The organism is Atopobium sp. oral taxon 416, assembly GCF_018128285.1.
Taxonomy (GTDB): Bacteria; Actinomycetota; Coriobacteriia; order Coriobacteriales; family Atopobiaceae; genus Olsenella_L.
The window spans coordinates 755,114-774,204 of the sequence record NZ_CP072380.1; the positions used below are offsets into that span (position 1 = coordinate 755,114).

At 51.9% G+C, this 19,091-nt stretch carries 18 protein-coding genes and 1 pseudogene; 14 read left to right on the forward strand and 5 right to left on the reverse strand.

Features of this window, described 5'->3' with window-relative positions; all coding sequences use genetic code 11:
* Window positions 1-86 precede the first annotated feature (86 nt).
* The 8 genes from J4859_RS04105 to J4859_RS04140 all read left to right on the forward strand — a co-directional run bounded on the left by J4859_RS04105 (window position 87) and on the right by J4859_RS04140 (window position 8,709).
* Window positions 87-1,277, forward strand: a complete 1,191-nt coding sequence (locus tag J4859_RS04105; protein WP_212333084.1) for a phosphopentomutase — start codon at window positions 87-89, stop codon at window positions 1,275-1,277.
* A 5-nt stretch (window positions 1,278-1,282) separates the two neighbouring features.
* On the forward strand, window positions 1,283-2,002 hold the full coding sequence (gene deoD / locus J4859_RS04110; protein ID WP_212333086.1) for a purine-nucleoside phosphorylase: 720 nt from the start codon (window positions 1,283-1,285) through the stop codon (window positions 2,000-2,002).
* A gap of 96 nt (window positions 2,003-2,098) precedes the next feature.
* On the forward strand, window positions 2,099-3,190 hold the full coding sequence (locus J4859_RS04115) for a BMP family protein (RefSeq protein WP_212333088.1): 1,092 nt from the start codon (window positions 2,099-2,101) through the stop codon (window positions 3,188-3,190).
* Between the two features lie 105 nt (window positions 3,191-3,295).
* The gene (locus J4859_RS04120; RefSeq protein ID WP_305852679.1) at window positions 3,296-4,828 is read left to right on the forward strand and encodes an ABC transporter ATP-binding protein; all 1,533 of its coding nucleotides are present in this window, start codon (window positions 3,296-3,298) and stop codon (window positions 4,826-4,828) included.
* Window positions 4,821-5,990, forward strand: coding sequence for an ABC transporter permease (locus J4859_RS04125; RefSeq protein WP_212333096.1), 1,170 nt, complete (start codon window positions 4,821-4,823; stop codon window positions 5,988-5,990). The genes J4859_RS04120 and J4859_RS04125 overlap by 8 nt, the downstream gene beginning before the upstream one ends.
* The gene (locus J4859_RS04130) at window positions 5,980-6,897 is read left to right on the forward strand and encodes an ABC transporter permease (protein ID WP_212333098.1); all 918 of its coding nucleotides are present in this window, start codon (window positions 5,980-5,982) and stop codon (window positions 6,895-6,897) included. Before J4859_RS04125 ends, J4859_RS04130 begins: the two co-directional genes overlap by 11 nt.
* Before the next feature lie 22 nt (window positions 6,898-6,919).
* Window positions 6,920-7,378: a cytidine deaminase gene (locus J4859_RS04135; RefSeq protein ID WP_212333100.1), complete on the forward strand. Its 459-nt coding sequence runs from the start codon at window positions 6,920-6,922 to the stop codon at window positions 7,376-7,378.
* 5 nt (window positions 7,379-7,383) lie between these two features.
* Complete coding sequence (locus tag J4859_RS04140; RefSeq protein ID WP_212333102.1) at window positions 7,384-8,709, forward strand: pyrimidine-nucleoside phosphorylase; 1,326 nt, start codon at window positions 7,384-7,386, stop codon at window positions 8,707-8,709.
* Between the two features lie 592 nt (window positions 8,710-9,301).
* On the opposite strand, the gene J4859_RS04145 is transcribed toward J4859_RS04140, so the two are convergent.
* A complete protein-coding gene (locus tag J4859_RS04145; protein ID WP_212333105.1) occupies window positions 9,302-9,763 on the reverse strand; it encodes a hypothetical protein in 462 nt (153 codons plus the stop codon).
* Between the two features lie 73 nt (window positions 9,764-9,836).
* Window positions 9,837-10,028 carry a hypothetical protein gene (locus J4859_RS04150; RefSeq protein ID WP_212330361.1) on the reverse strand — a complete coding sequence of 64 codons (192 nt, stop codon included), beginning with the start codon at window positions 10,026-10,028 and terminating at the stop codon, window positions 9,837-9,839.
* 167 nt (window positions 10,029-10,195) lie between these two features.
* Here J4859_RS04150 and deoC point away from each other — a divergent pair, with 167 nt between their 5' ends.
* The gene (deoC, locus tag J4859_RS04155; RefSeq protein WP_212333107.1) at window positions 10,196-10,846 is read left to right on the forward strand and encodes a deoxyribose-phosphate aldolase; all 651 of its coding nucleotides are present in this window, start codon (window positions 10,196-10,198) and stop codon (window positions 10,844-10,846) included.
* Window positions 10,847-10,934: 88 nt separating this feature from the next.
* On the opposite strand, the gene J4859_RS04160 is transcribed toward deoC, so the two are convergent.
* From J4859_RS04160 to J4859_RS04170, 3 genes are all read right to left on the reverse strand, one after another.
* Window positions 10,935-11,150: a hypothetical protein gene (locus tag J4859_RS04160; protein WP_212333109.1), complete on the reverse strand. Its 216-nt coding sequence runs from the start codon at window positions 11,148-11,150 to the stop codon at window positions 10,935-10,937.
* Between the two features lie 154 nt (window positions 11,151-11,304).
* Entirely contained in the window at window positions 11,305-11,622 is a 318-nt protein-coding gene (locus J4859_RS04165; protein WP_212333111.1) for a transposase, read from the reverse strand.
* Window positions 11,623-11,964: 342 nt separating this feature from the next.
* Entirely contained in the window at window positions 11,965-12,177 is a 213-nt protein-coding gene (locus J4859_RS04170; protein ID WP_212333112.1) for a hypothetical protein, read from the reverse strand.
* A 79-nt stretch (window positions 12,178-12,256) separates the two neighbouring features.
* On the opposite strand from J4859_RS04170, the pseudogene tnpA reads away from it, so the two are divergent.
* From tnpA to J4859_RS04200, 5 genes and pseudogenes are all read left to right on the forward strand, one after another.
* Window positions 12,257-12,646: pseudogene (tnpA, locus tag J4859_RS16035) on the forward strand (IS200/IS605 family transposase).
* Window positions 12,647-14,567: 1,921 nt separating this feature from the next.
* Window positions 14,568-15,968, forward strand: a complete 1,401-nt coding sequence (locus J4859_RS04185; RefSeq protein WP_212333118.1) for a uracil-xanthine permease family protein — start codon at window positions 14,568-14,570, stop codon at window positions 15,966-15,968.
* Between the two features lie 427 nt (window positions 15,969-16,395).
* Window positions 16,396-17,880, forward strand: a complete 1,485-nt coding sequence (locus tag J4859_RS04190) for an aldehyde dehydrogenase family protein (RefSeq protein WP_212333120.1) — start codon at window positions 16,396-16,398, stop codon at window positions 17,878-17,880.
* A 452-nt stretch (window positions 17,881-18,332) separates the two neighbouring features.
* A complete protein-coding gene (locus J4859_RS04195; protein ID WP_212333122.1) occupies window positions 18,333-18,488 on the forward strand; it encodes a hypothetical protein in 156 nt (51 codons plus the stop codon).
* 161 nt (window positions 18,489-18,649) lie between these two features.
* Window positions 18,650-19,045, forward strand: coding sequence for a hypothetical protein (locus tag J4859_RS04200; RefSeq protein WP_212333124.1), 396 nt, complete (start codon window positions 18,650-18,652; stop codon window positions 19,043-19,045).
* Window positions 19,046-19,091 lie beyond the last annotated feature (46 nt).

A 19,091-nucleotide genomic window follows, 5' to 3' on the forward strand; every position in this document is an offset into this window, starting at 1 on the left:
TTCTACTGTTACAGTTATATTTCCATGATACTAAGTTTAAGCCGTTTTCCGTTTCAATACAGCACCCGTAGAGATGGGTACCCCTCATGAGTAGACGTATATTTCTCATTGTTCTCGACAGTTTTGGTATTGGCGCTGAACCAGATGCCGCTGAGTGGGGCGACGAAGGAAGTAACACCCTGTGTGCCTGCGCATCAACTGGTGAACTCGACGTGCCGAATATGACTAAGTTGGGATTGTTGAATATTGAGGGCGCACTGAAGTCTCCCTACACTACAACGCTTGCCCCGATCAACAAACCTGAAGGTGTTTTTGCGCGGTTACGGGAAGCTTCTGCCGGCAAAGATACGACCGTGGGTCACTGGGAGATGGCAGGTGTCATCTCACCGCATCGTTTCCCAACGTATCCCAATGGATTTCCCAAAGAGATCATTGAGGAGTTTGAGAAGCAGACCGGACGTGGAGTCCTGTGCAATAAGCCCTATTCTGGTACGCAAGTGATTCACGACTATGGTCAAGAGCAACTCAAGACCGGTGAGCTGATTGTCTACACTTCAGCAGACAGTGTCTTCCAGATCGCTGCACATGAAGATCTGATTCCGCCTAAGCAGCTGTACGAATACTGTCGGATCGCTCGTAAGATCCTAACTGGCAAAAACGGTGTAGCCCGCGTCATTGCCCGTCCGTACATCGGTCAGTATCCGAACTTCGAGCGTACGAGCAATCGTCACGATTTCTCACTGGAACCTACGGGCACAACGATGCTCGATGTGCTCAAGAAGCAGGGTAAAGATGTTCTCTCAATCGGAAAGATTTACGATATCTTTGCGCATCGTGGAATCACTGACTTTGTATACACCAAGAACAATGCAGACGGTATTGATCGCACGATAGAGGCAACGGAGAAGGACTTCGACGGCCTGTGCTACACAAACCTCGTTGATTTCGATATGGTCTATGGTCACCGTAACAACGCCGTTGGATATGCACATGCACTGAACTATTTCGATCAGAAACTCCCTGAGATTATGGCAGGATTGCATCCTGACGATCTCTTGATGATCACCGCAGACCATGGCTGTGACCCCGTCACACCGTCTACTGACCATTCCCGTGAGTATGTGCCATGGTTAGTCTGTGGTCCGAAGGCTCGTAAGGGTATCGATCTCGGTACTCGTCCGACCTTTGCTGATGTTTCAGCAACGGTTCTTGATTACTTGGGAGCTCCCTCACTTGAAGCAGGGGTTTCCCACGTCAAAGAGATTTTGGAAGGATAGCGACTATGCCAAATGTTCCAACACCCCACAACGAAGCACGTGAAGGTGAAATCGCGCCGTTCGTCTTGATGCCAGGGGATCCGCTGCGTGCAGAGAAGCTTGCCGATAACTATCTCTCTGATGTGAAGCGCTTCAACACGGTACGCAACATGTTTGGCTATACCGGCACCTATAAGGGAGAGCGTATCTCCGTTATGGGATCCGGCATGGGTATCCCATCCATCGGTATCTACTCCTATGAGCTGTATCACTTTTACAACGTTGAGACGATCGTACGTATCGGCACTGCCGGCGCTCTATCTCCTGATGTAGATGTCCGCGATATTGTGCTTGGGGAAGGTGCGTGCACGGACTCTAACTATGCGCAGCAGTTCCGCGCTCCAGGGACCTTAGCGCCGATTGCAGATTTTGGTCTGCTCCGCAAGGCAGCAGATGCAGCAGATTGTTTAGGCTACCCGGTTCGTGTTGGCAACGTGGTCTCCTCTGATGTCTTCTACAACGACGATGAGACGGTTAACGATCGCTGGGCTCGCATGGGAGTTCTTGCAGTGGAGATGGAGTCAGCTGCACTCTACCTCAATGCGATGCGTGCTCGTAAGAAGGCACTGACGATTCTTACGATCTCAGACAAGCCTGCATCCGGAGAGTCTCTCTCTGCACAGGAGCGTCAGGAGAGTCTGACGCGTATGATGAAAATAGCACTGACACTCGCTACTGATGGATAGGTTGTGAACTGGTGGGTGTGATCTTATTGGTTAAATAATGGATTGTTTGTATCGTTTCACGTACAAGGTGTGCAAACAGACGAAAGGGGATCTCAAATGGGTGCGTCTGATAATGTTTCACGGCGTGGGTTCTTACGGGGAGCCGCAGGTATAGGCGCTTTTGGCGCCGCTGCTTTCCTGGCAGGTTGTGGCGAATCTTCCAGCTCCAACAATTCTTCAAATTCTAATAGTTCCTCAGACGCTGGCAAGAAATATAAGGTTGAGATGGTCACCGATACCGGAGGTGTCAACGACCAGTCATTCAACTCCAGCTCCTGGCAGGGACTGCAGAAGCTCCAGGACGAGGAAGGCTGGGATGTCAGCTATCTCGAGTCCAAGCAGGAATCTGATTACGCAACCAACCTCGATAAGGCAGTCGACGATGAGGCGAACCTGATCTGGGGTATCGGTTTTGCGATGGCAGATGCAGTTGGCAATGCCGCTAAAGCAAATCCTGATGTTCAGTTTGCAATAATCGATAATGTAAACCCAACTGGTGGTAGCAACATCACCGGTGTGACCTTCCGCGCACAAGAGTCCTGTTTTATGTGCGGCTATATTGCGGCCCGCTTCAGCAAGAGCGCAATGGTCGGCTTTATCGGCGGTATCACCTCCGATGTTATTGATCAGTTTGAGTACGGCTACAGAGCCGGCATCGACTATGCAAACAAAGAGCAGGGACTCAACGTACAGTGCGAAGTTCAGTATGCTGATTCCTTCTCTGACTCTGCAAAAGGTAAGTCAATCGCAAACAAGATGTTCTCCGATGGTTGCGACGTTGTAATCCATGCAGCTGGTGGTGTCGGTGTCGGCGTTATCGATGCTGCAAAAGATGCTGGTAAATATGCTATCGGTGCTGACCTCGACCAGGGGCACTTAGCTCCTGAAAACGTTTTGACTTCTGCTCTGAAGAAGTGCAACGTCGCAGTCGACGACGTCTCAAAACGTCTGCTCACCGGCGATCTCGAGGGTGGCAGCAGCATCGACCTCGGTCTCTCTGATGATGCAGTCGGCATTCCTGAGAACCACGACATTATGGGCGACGAGATTTACAACGCCGCTATTGAGGTCGGCGACAAGATCAAGAGTGGCGACATTGTACCTCCTGCAAATAAGGAGCAGTACGACCAGTACACCGCCAGTCTGTAGTGGCATATATGAGAGCGTCACAGCTGAGCGTATGAGGCGCCCTCAGGTTTTCCAAGGGGAGGGTGAGAGAAAACCCTCCCTTTTTATTCATGGAGGAGGTGGGCAGTGGAGGTCAGTTCTGACTATGCCGTACAGATGCACGGCATAGTGAAAACATTTGGTACGTTTAGAGCACTAGATGGTGTTGATCTCGATGTTCATAAACAGTCTATCCATGCGATCCTCGGTGAAAATGGTGCCGGCAAATCGACGCTTATGAATGTGTTGTATGGCCTTTTAAATGCCGATGAAGGTGAAGTGTATTTAAACGGTGAGCGCGTCGATATTCAAAATCCGCAGGATGCTATCAAGCACGGTATCGGTATGGTGCACCAGCACTTTATGCTCGTAGAGAACTTTACAGTCACCGAAAACATTGTATTGGGAGAAGAGATCTGCAGCACTGCCGGTGTGTTGGATATGGCCGGCGCTCGCAAAGAAGTCGAACGGATTATCGACGAGTACGGGCTTGAAGTTGATCCTGACGCAAAGATTGAAGACATCAGCGTCGGTATGCAACAGCGTGTTGAAATCTTGAAGGCGCTCTATCGTGGCTGCGATACGTTGATTCTGGATGAGCCAACCTCAGTCTTGACGCCTCAGGAAATCACGCAGCTCATCAAAATTATGAGAGAGCTTGTTGAAAAGGGCAAGACGATCATTATCATCACGCACAAGCTGAAAGAGATCATGGAATCCGCAGATAAGTGCACTATTATTCGCCGTGGTAAGTACATGGGCACTGTCGATGTTTCCAAGAGCTCAGAAGAAGAGCTCGCTTCAAAGATGGTCGGTCGTCACGTCGACTTGTCAGTCGATAAGACTCCTGCAAAGCCGGGGAAAGTTGTCCTCTCTGTTAAAGACTTACACGTCAAGGATGCCCGTGGTATCGAGCAAGTCTGTGGGCTCAACCTCGATGTGCATGCAGGTGAGATTGTGGGCCTTGCCGGTATCGACGGCAATGGTCAGAATGAGTTTATAGAGGCACTCTGTGGTCTTACAAAGAGTGAGTCAGGAACTGTCACCGTCAACGATGAGGAGATCCAGAATAAGACTCCGCGTGAGATCATCGATCACAAGGTCTCTACGATCCCTGCTGACCGCCAGCGTTTTGGCTTAGTCTTGCCCTTTACGGTGGCAGAAAATACGGTCCTCGAGCGCCACAACGAGAATAAGTTTGGTGCAGGTATTACCCTTGATTACACGAAAGTGCGTGAGTTTGCAAACTCCTTGATCAAAGAGTTCGACATACGTCCTGAGGACTGTACGGATCACCCAGTGGGGGGTCTTTCTGGTGGCAACCAGCAGAAGGTCATCATTGCTCGTCAGGTGTCCAGCGACCCCGATCTGCTGATCGCTGTACAGCCGACGCGTGGTCTGGATGTCGGTGCTATCGAGTTTGTACACAATACCTTGATCCGTGAGCGCGATAAGGGGATGGCCATTCTTTTGATCTCTCTGGAACTGGATGAGGTCATGGATGTCGCAGATACCATCGACGTTATTCACCGCGGTCAAATCGTCGGTTCCTTCAAGCAACATACGGTGAGCGGAGAGAAAGTTGGTCTTTTGATGGCAGGAGGTGGCAAGCATGAATAGTACAGTCGCTAAGATTCTCAAGAAGCCGATTACCTCCGCAATCCTCGCTATTGTTATCGGTTTTGCTGTCGCGGCTATCATCCTGTTGTTAGCAGGCTACGATCCCGGTGGATCCTTTGCAGCCCTGTTTGCAGGTGCGCTATCCAAGCCAAAGTATATTTCGAACGTTATCATCAAAGCGACCCCGCTGCTTTTGTGTGGTATCTCTGTCGCCTTTGCATTTAGAGTTGGTCTGTTCAATATCGGTGCTGAGGGCCAATACATTGTCGGTACAATCGCAGCAACTATCGTCGGTATTCTGGTTGATTTGCCGGCTCCTTTAGAGATCCCGCTCGTGATCTGTGTAGGCACCCTTGCTGGTGCAGGTCTCGGCGCCCTGATCGGGTGGCTGAAGGCAAAGTTCGGGATCCACGAGGTTATCACCTCAATCATGTTCAACTGGATTGCACTGTACCTGTGCAACTATGTGGTATCTCTCGATATCTTTCACCAGCCGAATTCCACGGGATCCTATCCAATCCACGAAAGTGGCTTTACGATGATCCTGCCGAATTGGAAGACCTCCGATGAGGGTATGGCGGCACTGTCCAACATCCCTTGGTTGCGCGAGGTGATGGTGAAAACCGACGTTAATATCGGTATCATTGTTGCAATCGCTGCTGCTATCTTTATCAATTGGCTCCTCAAGCGTACCAAGAGGGGCTATGAGATGCGGGCGGTCGGTCTGAATGCTGACGCTTCCCGCTTCTCCGGCATCAATGTTCAGAAGAACTTAGTTCTGTGCATGCTGATCTCCGGTGCCCTGAGTGGTCTTGCCGGTGTACTCAATATCACCGGTATTTCTCCTCACGGAATCGCGACGATCGCAGCCTTTGAAAACTATGGCTTCAACGGTTTGTCGGTTGCCTTCATCGCCGGATGCTCTCCGCTTGGCTGCATCCCTGCATCCCTTCTGTTCGCTGGTCTCATCTACGGTGGTCAGACCTTACAGCAGGTCATGGGTACCCCCTCTGAGATCATCAACATTATGATCGGCACCATCGTGTTCTGCATGGCATTGGGTAACGTTATCCCTATGCTGATCAATCGTTCTGAACATAAGCGTGCCACAAAAATGCTTGCTCAAGAAAGTGTGAGAGGGGGAGACACCCATGTTAGCTAATCTGCTTTTGTGCCTCTCAATTACCCTCATGTACTCGACACCGCTTCTCTTTGGTGCTCTGGGTGGCGTGTTATCTGAACGCTCCGGTGTTACCAACATCGGTATCGAGGGGATGATGAACATTGGCGCTATGGCCGGTGTGGCAGGCAGCTTTATCACGGGAAACCCCTGGATGGGTTTTCTGTGGGCTGGTATCGCCGGTGGACTTGTAGCCGTGTTGCACGCAATCGCTTCAGTGCGCTTTGCAGGCGATCAGACGATCTCCGGTGTAGCGATCAACCTGATTGCTCCGGGCCTGGCACTCTTCTGGTGCCGTCGACTCTTTGACGGAGCTGCAATGTCCAAACCGATTACGACCTTACCGAAAGTCTTCGATACCACGCAGTTTGGTGATTCAGCGCTCGCGAGTCTCGATATCGATATCACCGTTATCTTAGGGTTGATCGCCACCCTCGTCCTGTGGTTCGTGCTGTATCGCACCAAGCTCGGTCTGCACATCCGTGCAGTCGGTGAGCACCCAGAAGCGGCTGAGACGCTCGGTATCAACGTATTTCACATCCGCTACAGCTGCGTTATTGCCTCCGGTGTTTTAGCTGGATTGGGAGGTGCTTCTGTCACCCTCGCAATCATCTCTCAGTACACACAGACCGCAATCAGTGGCCAGGGCTTCATAGCTCTTGCTGCCGTGATCTTTGGCAAATGGACCCCGCAGGGTGCCTACGGCGCGTGCTTGCTCTTTGGCTTCACCCAGGCGCTCGCAATTATGCTCGGGGGTGGCAATTCCATCGTACCGAGCCAGATCCTGGCAATGCTTCCGTACATTATGACCATCATTGTCCTGGTGCTCTTTGTGGGACGCTCCGTTGCCCCTAAGGCAGACGGTGTGCCGTATGTAGAAAGCAAATAAGTAGAGTTAGGAGGCATGGGGTATGAGCGTTTCAGATGAAGAGCTTGTGCATCTGGCAATTGAAGCTCGTGACCATGCATATGTTCCGTATTCTCACTTCTCGGTCGGGGCTGCACTTCTTACGAGTGGTGGCACTGTGTATCAGGGGTGCAACATAGAGAATGCAGCCTACACTCCTTCGAACTGTGCAGAGCGCACCGCCTTTTTCAAAGCGGTGTATGAGGGAGAGCGGAGCTTTTCCGCGATCGCCGTTGTCGGAGGGGCTGAAGGACAAGCTATCTCTGATTGGTGTGCTCCCTGTGGTGTGTGCCGGCAGGTGATGCGTGAGTTTTGTGATCCGGATCACTTCTGTATTATTCTTGCTCGCTCAGAGCATGAGTATCGCTCCACGTTATTGCGTGAGATTTTACCGGAGAGTTTTGGGCCAGATACTTTGGAGCGTGCGGAGACTACTACCACGCATTCAGGTGAAGAAGGTTAGTGCTAATGAGGATGTATGACATTATCGAGTCCAAACGTGATGGGCATGAGCTGAGCGATGCTCAGATAGACTTTTTTGTCCAGGGCTACACTGAGGGCTCTATTCCGGACTACCAAGCCTCGGCACTGTGCATGGCAATTTTCTATGAGGGGATGAGCGAGCATGAGACTGCTCGTCTCACCCTTGATATGGCGCACTCAGGGGATATAGTTGATCTTTCCGTGATTCCGGGGGTCAAGGTCGATAAACATTCCACCGGAGGCGTAGGAGACAAGACCACCTTGATCGTCGCTCCGACTGTCGCCTCACTTGGAGTACACGTTGCAAAGATAAGCGGAAGAGGACTGGGTCACACAGGTGGCACCCTCGATAAGCTGGAATCTATTCCAGGACTTACCACTTCGATGTCGCGTGAACAGTTCTTCGATATCGTACGCACGGTGGGATGTGCCGTCGTCGGACAGACCGATAACTTAGTGCCTGCTGACAAAAAGCTGTATGCCTTGCGTGATGTGACTGCCACTGTCGATTCACTGCCCCTGATCGCTTCGAGCATCATGAGCAAGAAAATCGCAGCGGGCTCCGATAAGATTTTGCTGGATGTTAAGTGTGGCAGCGGTGCGTTCATGAAGACAACTGACGACGCAATTGCTCTGGCACGTGAGATGGTCGCAATCGGTGAGCACGTGGGTCGTACCACTACAGCTCTGATTACCAATATGGATCGACCCTTGGGCCAGTGTGTGGGTAATGCCCTTGAGGTACAAGAAGCTGCATGCACGCTCCAGGGGAACGGTCCCGATGATCTCGTTGCTGTATGTATTGAACTTGCAGCAAATATGCTCGAGCTTGCTGGAAAAGGTAGTGTCGAGGAGTGTCGAGCGATGGTGCAAGAACAGCTGAGCAATGGAGAAGCACTTCAGAAGTTTGCACAGATGGTTAAAGCCCAAGGAGGTGATGAGCACTACGTGCTCGCGCCAGAGTGCTTTGGACATGACACCTGTAGCGTTGAGCTCAAAGCTTCATGTGATGGCTGGATTCACCATATGAATACCGAACAGGTGGGACTAGCCTCTACCGCACTTGGAGGCGGACGTGCTACCAAAGACGACCTTATCGATCCTCTAGCAGGTATCGTACTTGCAAAGAAGACGGGCGAGAAAGTACAGAAAGGCGAGGTCTTGGCAACCTTGTACGCTCAGAATGGGGCCAAACTTACTGAAGGTAAAAACGAGCTCAGTGGCGCCTATACGATTGGCAGTGAAAAACCGGTCCATGAGCCTTTGATCTACGCTCGCGTCACACGCAGTGGTGTTGAAAAGCTCGTTTAAACTGTAGCCAATACGCGTTGAGCCATCGCATTGGTGTGAGCCTTCCATCCTTTGTATGCAAGAGGAGGATGTATTTTTTGGGCTCTTCGCTACTTATGATGGGTAGCACTCCTGCATCCCCTTAAGTACGTGGTGCCTGGACAGCAGGGTTTTGGTGACGGAAGGCTTTGGTCCTAAGGTGCGATATGGATGCTTAAGGCAGGTATGCTGGCAAGACGCTTCAAGAGGCCCCATAGGGCTTAGGGACGAATGGAAGGTCTAAGCCCCATCAATATAAGGGACAGCAAGATCCCAGATCTCTATGCGGCCTGCGTGGCCGCCAGATCGGATGGAAGGGCCCTCTCGAAGCGCTCGAAGACCTCCTGTCTGACCGGTACCACTTGCCCTTGAGTGTCTCGAGAAGCGATTCTGCTTGCGCACTGTCGTGGCAGCTTCCGGTGTACCTTACAGGAGTGCCTCACGCCGTGCACGGCCGCCTGGGAGACAAGCTTAAGCGCTTATGTATTGGCTGTCCTGCTCGCTGTGGGATATGGCCCCACAGGCGATATATCCCCACACACGCGAATAGGCCATCTTTAAGGGCGGCAGATTGTCAAGCTGAGTGCAACATCTCCCTAAAGACCTCGTTGGCTGTCCTGTATTTCAGTACCTTCCTCGGCCTTAGAGACGCTTCCGCTATCGTGGTGGCTCTTTCCGCGGCAAGCAGCCTCACTGCCCTGTCGGCAAGCACAAGCAGGCACACGGGCCCCGCTGCCACGAGCGTGTCATCTGCCCCCTCTCCGAGGCGAGACCTCGCATCGGCCTGCTTGGGCCTTTCCTTTACGGTGTGTAAGATCTCGATCTTGCCCCTCGTCTTAGGCCTCTTCCTGCGGATTCTCTTCCCCTTCCTGCGCAGGTGGCGCCGCACCTGGCCTTCGCGGCCGGATTCCGGCAGCTCGAGGGCGACGGCTACGGACCTGCCGGTAAGAATAGTCGGCAGGCTCAACGGTGCACCTGCCGCCACCCTCGAGCCTGAGATATAGTCTATCTGCTCCAGGGACCAGTGTCTGTCCATGATGAGTAAGCGCACCTTCTGCGTAAGCGCAGGGTCTGAAAGCCGCCTTTTCGCCCTGCATCTCCTGTGGCGCTCATCCGCCCTCCTTTTGGGCAGCACATGCCCTAAAGCGCCCGTGCCGGCCGTTCCTCTTGAGCTTGTGGCAGACGCTGGAGCTGTCCCTGCCGATCTCTGCCGCGATATAGCCGATGGAGCTTCCCTTGTGCCATGCAGCTTGGCTATGCAGTCCCTCTCCTGAGGGCTTACGATGCTTGTAGTGGCACATTCCTTCCAGCTTTCGACGTTGACTTGGACAACCAACATCGTAGCCTTCCGGAGTGTGCCATGCTTGCATTCAGCGGGTCATCCTGTTGCACTCAGAATGCTAATCCGCCATCTGAAAGCATTCGATACTCAGCTCTCAAATGCAACAACTAAAAGATAGGAGTTTACATGACAAACGAAGAGCTTGCTTCCTATATTGACCATACCGACCTCAAGCAGAATGCTACTCAGGCAGATCTCGCAAAGCTTTGTGACGAAGCGGCACAGTATCACTTTGCTACCGTATCGATCAATTCCTGCTGGACTAAATTTGCGGCAGAGTATCTTGCTGGTACTGGTGTAGGAGTAACCACTTGTATTGGTTTTCCCCTCGGTGCCTGCAGTACACAGGCAAAGGTTGCTGAGGCAACACAAGCAATCGCCGATGGTACCCGTGAAGTTGACATGGTTATCAACGTGGGTAAGCTCCTCGACGACGATGATGAATACGTGAAGCACGATATCGCTTCCGTCGTTAATGCAGTACAAGGACACACGCTTAAGGTGATACTAGAGTGCTGCTTACTTACTGACGAGCAGAAAGTACATGCCTGCAAACTTTGCGTAGAAGCTGGCGCATCCTTTGTAAAGACAAGTACTGGTTTTAGCACCGGTGGCGCTACAGTTCACGATGTTGAGCTTATGCGTAAGACAGTAGGGGATGCTTGCAAGATTAAGGCAGCAGGTGGAATCCATACCCGTGAAGAAGCTTTAACCATGATTAAAGCTGGTGCTGATCGACTGGGTTGCTCTGCTAGTGTAGCGGTTGTAAATGGCTAGAACGAGCCTCAAAGATAATCTGAGTGTAAGAAAGCGGGTTGACATTCCCGTAAACTGAAGTTTACGGGATTCCAGTGTGACCCATGTCTTAATCGGTATGGATCCGCTGTGGTGTTGTCAAAACACCTGTACATAGTTGCCGATCTGCCGGTTTCTGCTTACGTGTGATGTTCGCGGTAGCGTTGATGTCTGCGCTCACCAAGACGCCTTCCTTGGTTCGGTACAGTCCGCGTTTGATGCTCTTACCGGAGAAACCATGCGTCGTCTTGTCATCAGGCTTGTATTCGGGGGGCTGTGTCCCCATCCAAGTAGGATGCTTTGGAAGTGTAGGCCTCCTCCTGCTCCATGTATCGGATAGTATGCTTCCAGCACAGGTAGCTGAGTTGGCGTTTGAGCATCCCGTAGGGGATCTGCACAAACGTCTGATTGTTCCTTCTGCCGTGATTGACTCCTTGGTTTCATCCCATGTTGGAGCCGACGATCAACGTGGCCGTGTTTTCCCGTATGCACAGGTTGATGATGGTGCGCGCAGCTTTGAGCATGTAGTCATGTATGCGCCAGCTCCGTTTGTCGCTCAACGTTTGGATTCGACGGCTGGTTTTCAAAGCGTCCCCATCCTTGTCCAGTCGGCTTTTCAGGTACGCCAACCGCTTGTTGTAGTACTGGTTGATTGATTTGAGTCGTCGCCTACCAACCAAGTATCCATGGTCGGGGGTGGCGCATGTGGCGAGATTATCGACTCCCAAGTCCATTCCCGCGACACGGTTTACATCCAAATCGAGGGGGCTGTTGCTGTGTTTCGAACACGTATTGGATTTTGAAGCAGCTTCCATCCCGTTCGGGAAGGATGCAGATGCCCTTGATATGGTGCCCGTTCAAACGATCGAGCACAAGGATACGTATGTTTGACATGTCCGGATGGGCTTGCATGAATCGTCTGCTCACGGGCAGTTTGAACAGTCCGTTCGTGGAGAGTATCAGTGGGACCATGCCCCCTTTGTCCGGTAATGTGGGATTACCACTTGAGAATACCTGTAGTCTCAGTTCTTGCATTTTTTAATAATGCAAGGGAAGGCTCTCAAGCTAGGGGCGACAACTTTCATCGTTTGCTTGGCTACTTAGGCTTGCAGCATCTTGTAGATGTCGTTGGTTTTGCACAGATGATAGTTGGTTTCGTATGAGAGGAGCCCGCCTTCGTTGAAGGCAGGCTGTCTTGTCTGATACAGGGCCTTGCTGTAGAGGTTGTTTGAGTACTGGCAGAGGAGCTTCGGAGCGCGGTAGTGGTTGGCGCTGAGATGGCGGATGTAGTTGGTTTGCGTCGCGTACTGCATTTTTTTGTTTCACCTCCCTCCTACTCATGTCTTGTTATATGTAATACATAAGCAATATCCGATAGGTGGTGAGATCAACATGAACAATCGCTATGAACATGGGAACCATTCGAAATACCTGTTACGCTACCACCTCATCCTTGCCACCAAATACCGAAGGAAAACACTCACCGACCCAACGATGATCACGGATGTCAAACAGCTTTCAACCGAGATCGTCACACGGGGCCACGTCTCAATCCCATACATGAAGACCGACAAAGGCCACATTCATTACATGATCTAAACTCCACCAACCATCCGTCTAAGCGACTTCGTGCGCACTTTGAAAGCGTTCACCACATTCCACATATGGGAAACCCACGCATCATATCTACGTCACATCTACTGGCATGAGCACACATTCTGGTCGGATGGATATTCCATCGCCACCACAGGCGAAGTCAGCGCCGAAACCCTCAAACACTAATATTGAAAAACAAGGCAAACGCGATTGGACGGCGTTTCATCCCGCGAACTAAAGTTCACGGGTTTTCACACCACCGATTCCTATAAAGCACTTCTATGAAAACTTCAGTGCCTCTTCCAATGAATGATAAGAATGCCACCATGATCTGTTCACAGGTCATGGTGGCAGAATTGAGGGAATACATATTTTGGATTGATTCTTAAAGTTAGCGCAATATCTAGCAGCTAGAAAGTGTATTCGCACTCAGCGCAAGACTTCTCGACAACAGATCTTTGATAGAAACAGTCGGTTCTCAGTATTTGCGCAGGAACCTATCGTCTTTTTCGGTGTTGCGATAAGTCTTGGAACCAACTCATCTAACCCGTTGTAGCGAGGATCCACATTCAGCGCAATGGGGCGAATCTGTACAACTCTGTGGTCTTGACTTAGGCTCTAGCCTAAGGCATCACCCCTTTTCTGACGACAGAGTGTGATGGCTTCTGGTTTGTGGAGAAGGTCACTGCAGGCGATCTTCTGTGTGTGCGTCGCCTGAAGCATTTTGTCTGCCACATCCCCCAAGCCAGAATCTCTCAGCTGGTCTCTTATAGCAACGCGATGGGTGGAGCCCTGAGCTGACCTCAAAGCACATTGGCTGTATGTCTTCAGGTGCTAATGTGTCGAAGCTAACAGAGCCTTTGGGCAAGATCTTTCCTATCTTCTCGTGGTTCTTCTCACAGGCCCCTTTTTCTTGGCCTTATCTAAGGCCGCAGCAGTAGAGCCTGATTGCTTGAGCCTCTCCTTCGAAAAGGTGTCCTGGCACCTTTTCATCTGAGAACTCGGCTCTCTGACAAATTCAAAGAGCGCCTCAAGTGTTCGCTTTGTATTGTCGCAGTCTTTGTGTCCCATCAAAGACATGAGCTGAAACTTCGATAGTCTGTACAAAGGTGTAAGGATACATTCACTGTCAGATTGAAGACCTTCTGCTGTATTTATCTCCCAGGCACCAACACAGGCTCTCCTAAGGGCAGAAACGACTATAAGCGCTCGGACGGGTGGTTATACGGGGCACAAAGGCGTGTTGTTAGGACCTATAGCCCACAGATCGCCTTAAAGTCCACGGCAGACATAATAGCTATACCGTCTGTGAACCCAGCGATAGATAGTGAAGGCAGATACTGGAGCAGGAGAGGCAGTTGCTATCTGCTGAGGGGAAAGCTCACAAGCGAGCTTATCTTGTATGTGGGCAACTGTGTGTGTTGTATCCTCTTTGCTCATATCGATGCCATATTTCATCTGCAAGCGTTTGTGCGTATTTCACCATATAGGCTACATGGATGCGGTAGTGGCATACCTCTGTTTGTGTATCTCATACACCCGAAGCAACACTGCGGTGGCTGCCACAAGCGTTTCCTTGACAGTCTTTGTCTTTTGGCTCTCTGGGCTCTCCCTTAGGCGCTATGTAGACCACGTGGTGCCTAACCTCTCTACCCGCTGTAGAGGGTACTCTCTCAAAGTCTTTTGCGATGGAACAGATAGAGTGTTTTTGAATCTAGCCCATGCTCAATGGATCTTCTTTTCGCAAGGCTCAATCTGTCGTATCGCTTGTGCTTTTCGTGCTTGTCAGCCATAAGGTCTCAACCGTGTCTTTACAGCTACAGCTGTGAAGATACCTTAGTTGACGCAAGACTCAGCACAATATAGTGCGATGAGTCAGAATAGCCGGGCTCTATGGTAGTGTACGAGGGATAGAAATCTACCGCTTTCTCTTCCCTACACGGGCAGGAGGAACTACCGCACACAGAATAATGCCTACCGTTCAGTTGATACATTTCTTATAGTCTGGTTAGCAAACAGAAAGTTAGTAAGAAACACTTATAGTTTGTTTGTTATACGGTCAGAGGTTGTACGCAGACGGCCTCATACATAAGGAGAGAGGATCCGCATGAGCAATAAGAATGCGCAGATGGAAGCGATGGACAAAGATACTCGCCAATTGTTCTTGTACGAAGGAAAGCCATCTGCCAGGCTCTATGTTCCTATGGCAATACAGCACGTTATTGCCGCAATTGTCGGTATTATTACTCCGGCTATGATCGTCGGCTCTGCATGCAATCTGCCGCCCGATGAGCGTGCGTTGATGATTCAATCTGCAATGCTGTTCTCTGGCATCGTAACCCTTCTGCAGGCACGCCCGCTGTTCAGCGTGATCGGCTCAGGTCTCCCTGTTATCACGGGCGCCTCATTTGCGTTCGTCCCTGTTCTGAACAGCATCGGTGGCACCTCTGGCATCGCCGCGATCATCGGAGCCCAATTCATCGGTGGCTTCATTGCGATGCTCTTTGCGATGTTCCTGAAGCAGATCAAGAAACTCTTCCCACCCGTCGTAACTGGCACGGTCGTCTTCTGCATCGGCCTTTCTCTGTATTCTGTTGCAGTTGGATATATGGCCGGTGGCACTGGCGCTCCTGACTTCGGCAGCGCCCAGAACTGGATTATCGCTCTGATCACTATGGCTGCCTGCATCTTCTTTGCCAACTTCACCACGGGTGTCACCAAGCTTGGTTCCATCCTGTTTGGCATGATCGTTGGCTACATCATTGCTCTCTTCTCGGGCAAGGTTGATTTCTCCGGCGTTGGCCCCGCTAATTGGTTCTCACTCCCGCAGTTCCTGCCCTTTGGTATCGAGTTCCAACCGGATGCAATCGTCTCTTTGGGCGCGATGTTCATCATCGCTGCTGTCGAGATGATCGGTGACTTCTCCGCTGTGACGAACGGCGCTATGGACCGTGAGCCGAAGCTGAAAGAGATCCGTGGCGGCATTCTCTGCGAGGGCATCGCTTCTACGGTTGGCGCTCTTTTCGGTGGCCTTCCGACCGCAACCTTCGCACAGAATGTCGGCATTGCAACCACCACCAAGGTTGTTAACCGTCGTGTCTTTACCACCGCTGCACTTATCCTTGTCATCGCAGGCCTCGTTCCTAAGTTCGCCGCTGTCCTCGATACGATTCCGATGTGCGTTATCGGCGGCGCAACGATCTCCGTCTTCGGCTCCATCACGATGACCGGTATTCGCATCTTGACCAAGGGTGGCCTTACCAACCGTCGTGCTACCATCGCCGGCCTTGCAGTTGCTTTGGGTATGGGCATCTCCACTGTCTCTGGTTCCCTTGCAGGCCCTGGCATCCCGAACTGGATCACCAGCATCTTCGGTGGCTCCGCAGTTGTTGTGACCGCGCTCGTCGCTATCATCCTGAACCTGGTTCTCCCCGATCCGAATGGTGAGAAGAAGCAGGATGAGAAGGAAGAGGAAGAAGAGCTAGGCGCGGTTCCTGCGAGCAAGTAATTCTTCTGAAATTTGGGAGTATAGATATGAGATGCAGTTCACATGTGAACTGCATCTTTTTTAGTTGTTGTTTAAACATGGGAACACTAGTTTGTCGAGATGATGACCATTTCTGCGCTATACTAAGGCCTTGAAAAAAAGGATAAAGGCTTTATCTAGTGTTGGATGGAGTCGTACTATGTATCAGCGTGCATCTCTGTTTGGGCGGAGACGTTAAAGTATTCTTATTCCCAAAACTTTAATTATAAATCAAAATTTACCAAATAAATGAGGAAACTTACCGTTCAACGAAAAAAATCACCTGTTTTGATTCTGTAACCTATGATGAAAATTAGCCGGCTTGTTTTATTCAAACTCTTCCTACAGGGAATGGTGATTTAGTTTAAGCGCCTGGGTCTCTGTACGGTTTTGAGAAGGATGATTATAGATGGGGTACAAGCTAAAGGATAGCTACGGTCTGTATATCGACGGTAAGTTCGTTCCCGCTTCAGACGGTTCTATGTTCGTAACGACCAACCCAGCAAATGGTGAGAAGCTCGCTACTTGCGCTGAGGCTACGAAAGACGATGTTCAGAAGGCCGTTGACGCTGCTTGGAGAGCCTATCCGAAATGGAAGGCAATGGATCCAACTGCGCGTGTCAACATCTTGAACCAGATCGCTGACATTATCGAGGAAAACAAAGAAGACTTGGCCAAGATCGAGACCATGGACAACGGCAAGCCTATCCGTGAGACCATGAACATCGATATCCCTGTTGGCGAATCGCACTTCCGTTACTATGCAAGCCTGATCGAGACGGAGACAGGCCAGGCGAAAATCTTGGATAACGGCATCATTAGCCTTGTCCTCCGTGAGCCGATCGGTGTCGTGGGCCAGATCGTTCCTTGGAATTTCCCGTTCCTGATGGCAATGTGGAAGATCGCCCCGGCACTGGCAGCAGGCGACTGCATCGTTATGAAGCCTTCTTCGAGCACCCCGCTCTCCGTCCTTGTCCTGGCGGATCTGCTCACCGACGTGCTCCCGAAGGGCGTCTTCAACGTTATTACCGGCAGAGGCTCCAAGTCCGGTCAGTACATGCTGGACAACCCGGGCTTTACGAAACTCGCGTTCACCGGCTCCACCGCAATCGGCCACAACGTGGCAGACGCTGCCGCATCCCACCTCATTCCGGCAACCCTGGAGCTCGGCGGCAAGTCCGCAAACATCTTCTTCGATGATTGCGACTTTGACATGGCAATCGATGGTGTCCAGGTGGGCATCCTCTTCAACCAGGGCCAGGTTTGCTGCGCAGGCTCCCGTGTCTTCATCCAGGAAGGCATCTACGACAAGATGGTTGGTGCCCTTGTTGACCAGTTCAACAAGGTAACCATCGGCGATCCTATGGATCCGAACACCCAGCTCGGCGCACAGATCAACCAGAAGCAGCAGGATAAGGTCATGGGCTGGATTGAGAACGCTAAGAAGCAGGGCGCAACGATTGCCTGCGGCGGTGAGCCTTACAGTGAGGGCGACTGCGCAAAGGGTATCTTCTTCAAACCGACGCTGATCACTGACGCAACCAACGATATGGACTGCGCTCAGAACGAGATCTTTGGGCCTGTCGCTGTCGTGATCAAGTTTAAGGACGAGGACGACGTTATCCGTATGGCTAACGACTCCAAGTACGGCTTGGGTGGCGCTGTCTGGACGAGGGATATCAACCGTGCACTGAGAGTTGCACGTGCTGTTGAGACCGGCCGTATGTGGGTCAACACCTACAACGCGATTCCTGTCGGGGCACCGTTCGGTGGCTACAAGGAGTCCGGCTATGGCCGTGAGAACGATATGCGTATCCTGGATGCTTACTCTGAGACCAAGAACATCATGATCAACACGAATGAGAATGTGAGCGGGTTCTATCCTCACAAATAGTCGATAGGTGACATAGGGGCTTACGGTAAGCAGGAGTAGGGGAGTTTTCCTCTGCTCCTGTTTCGCCATAAAAATCATCCTTTGCAGAATGTGCAGTTTGGCGCCCTATAATCGGACTAACCACATATCGACCCGCGAGAATGGCGGGGCGGGTGGCGGCGCTCTTGCGATGTGGTAGTCCTAGGCGCCGCCTCCCACCCGGCCAGCTAGGACTACCACCACAAACGGAGAGAAGCGGCGCTATGCCGAGACGGCAGTCATGCAGAGCCACAGGAGCATGTACAGGTACCGGCACTCGCCGCTCTCTGCCAAGCAGGAGGGCGCCTTCTTCAGCGTCTATACGCAGGGACCGCTGCCCCTTCTGCGGCTCGGCGCGCATCGGAGGATGCGGCACGGACGGCAACAGAGTCCACAGATGGCGCTGCCATGGCTGCGGCAGGACGTTCACGCCCATGGACGGCACCATATTCCAGGGACACAGGCTGCCGGTGTCCGAGCGGTGCGAATTCCTGCTCCAGACCTTCTCGTTCGAGAGCATGAACGGCCTGATGAGGGAGGAGTGCAGACCAAAGACCACGCTGCCCTACTGGATCGCCAAGCTGTTCTAAGTCCTGGACGGGATCCAGGATGGCGCCGTGCTGTCCGTCGACGTGCAGATCGACGAGAAGTACTACCCGTGAGCCCGCACCGACGAGGAGCAGGAAGCGCGGCCTCTCCAGGAACAAGCTTTGCGTGGCTGCGACAGGGAGGGCAGGTCAGTCTTCATATCGTGCGGCAGGGGCAAGCCGAGCAGGGCCAGGGCCTGGGAGGCATACGGGGCTCCACACTCTCCCATGACAAGGAGAGGTCGTACTCGGTGTTGGTTGAGAGGCTGTCTTGGGAGAGCGTCGAGTACGACGCAGGGGAGATATCGCGCATGCCCGACAGGGACAATCCGCTGAGGAGCGTCAACCGCCCGTGCTTCCTGCTGGAGACCTTCCTCAACTCGCATTCCGGATTCGACAGGCACGACCTCCCTGGCTGGCTCGAGCTGTTCCATGCCATGATGGATGGCCCTGCGGACAAGATAGAGAAGGCCGCGATGGTGTTGGGATGCGCATTGCGCGTCCCAAAGACGCTGTCAGACAGGGAGTTCTTCGGCATAAAGCCCAGCTCGAAGGGCTAGCGATTCAGAAGCATCTGTACATTGCGCAAAGGATGATTTTTTCCGA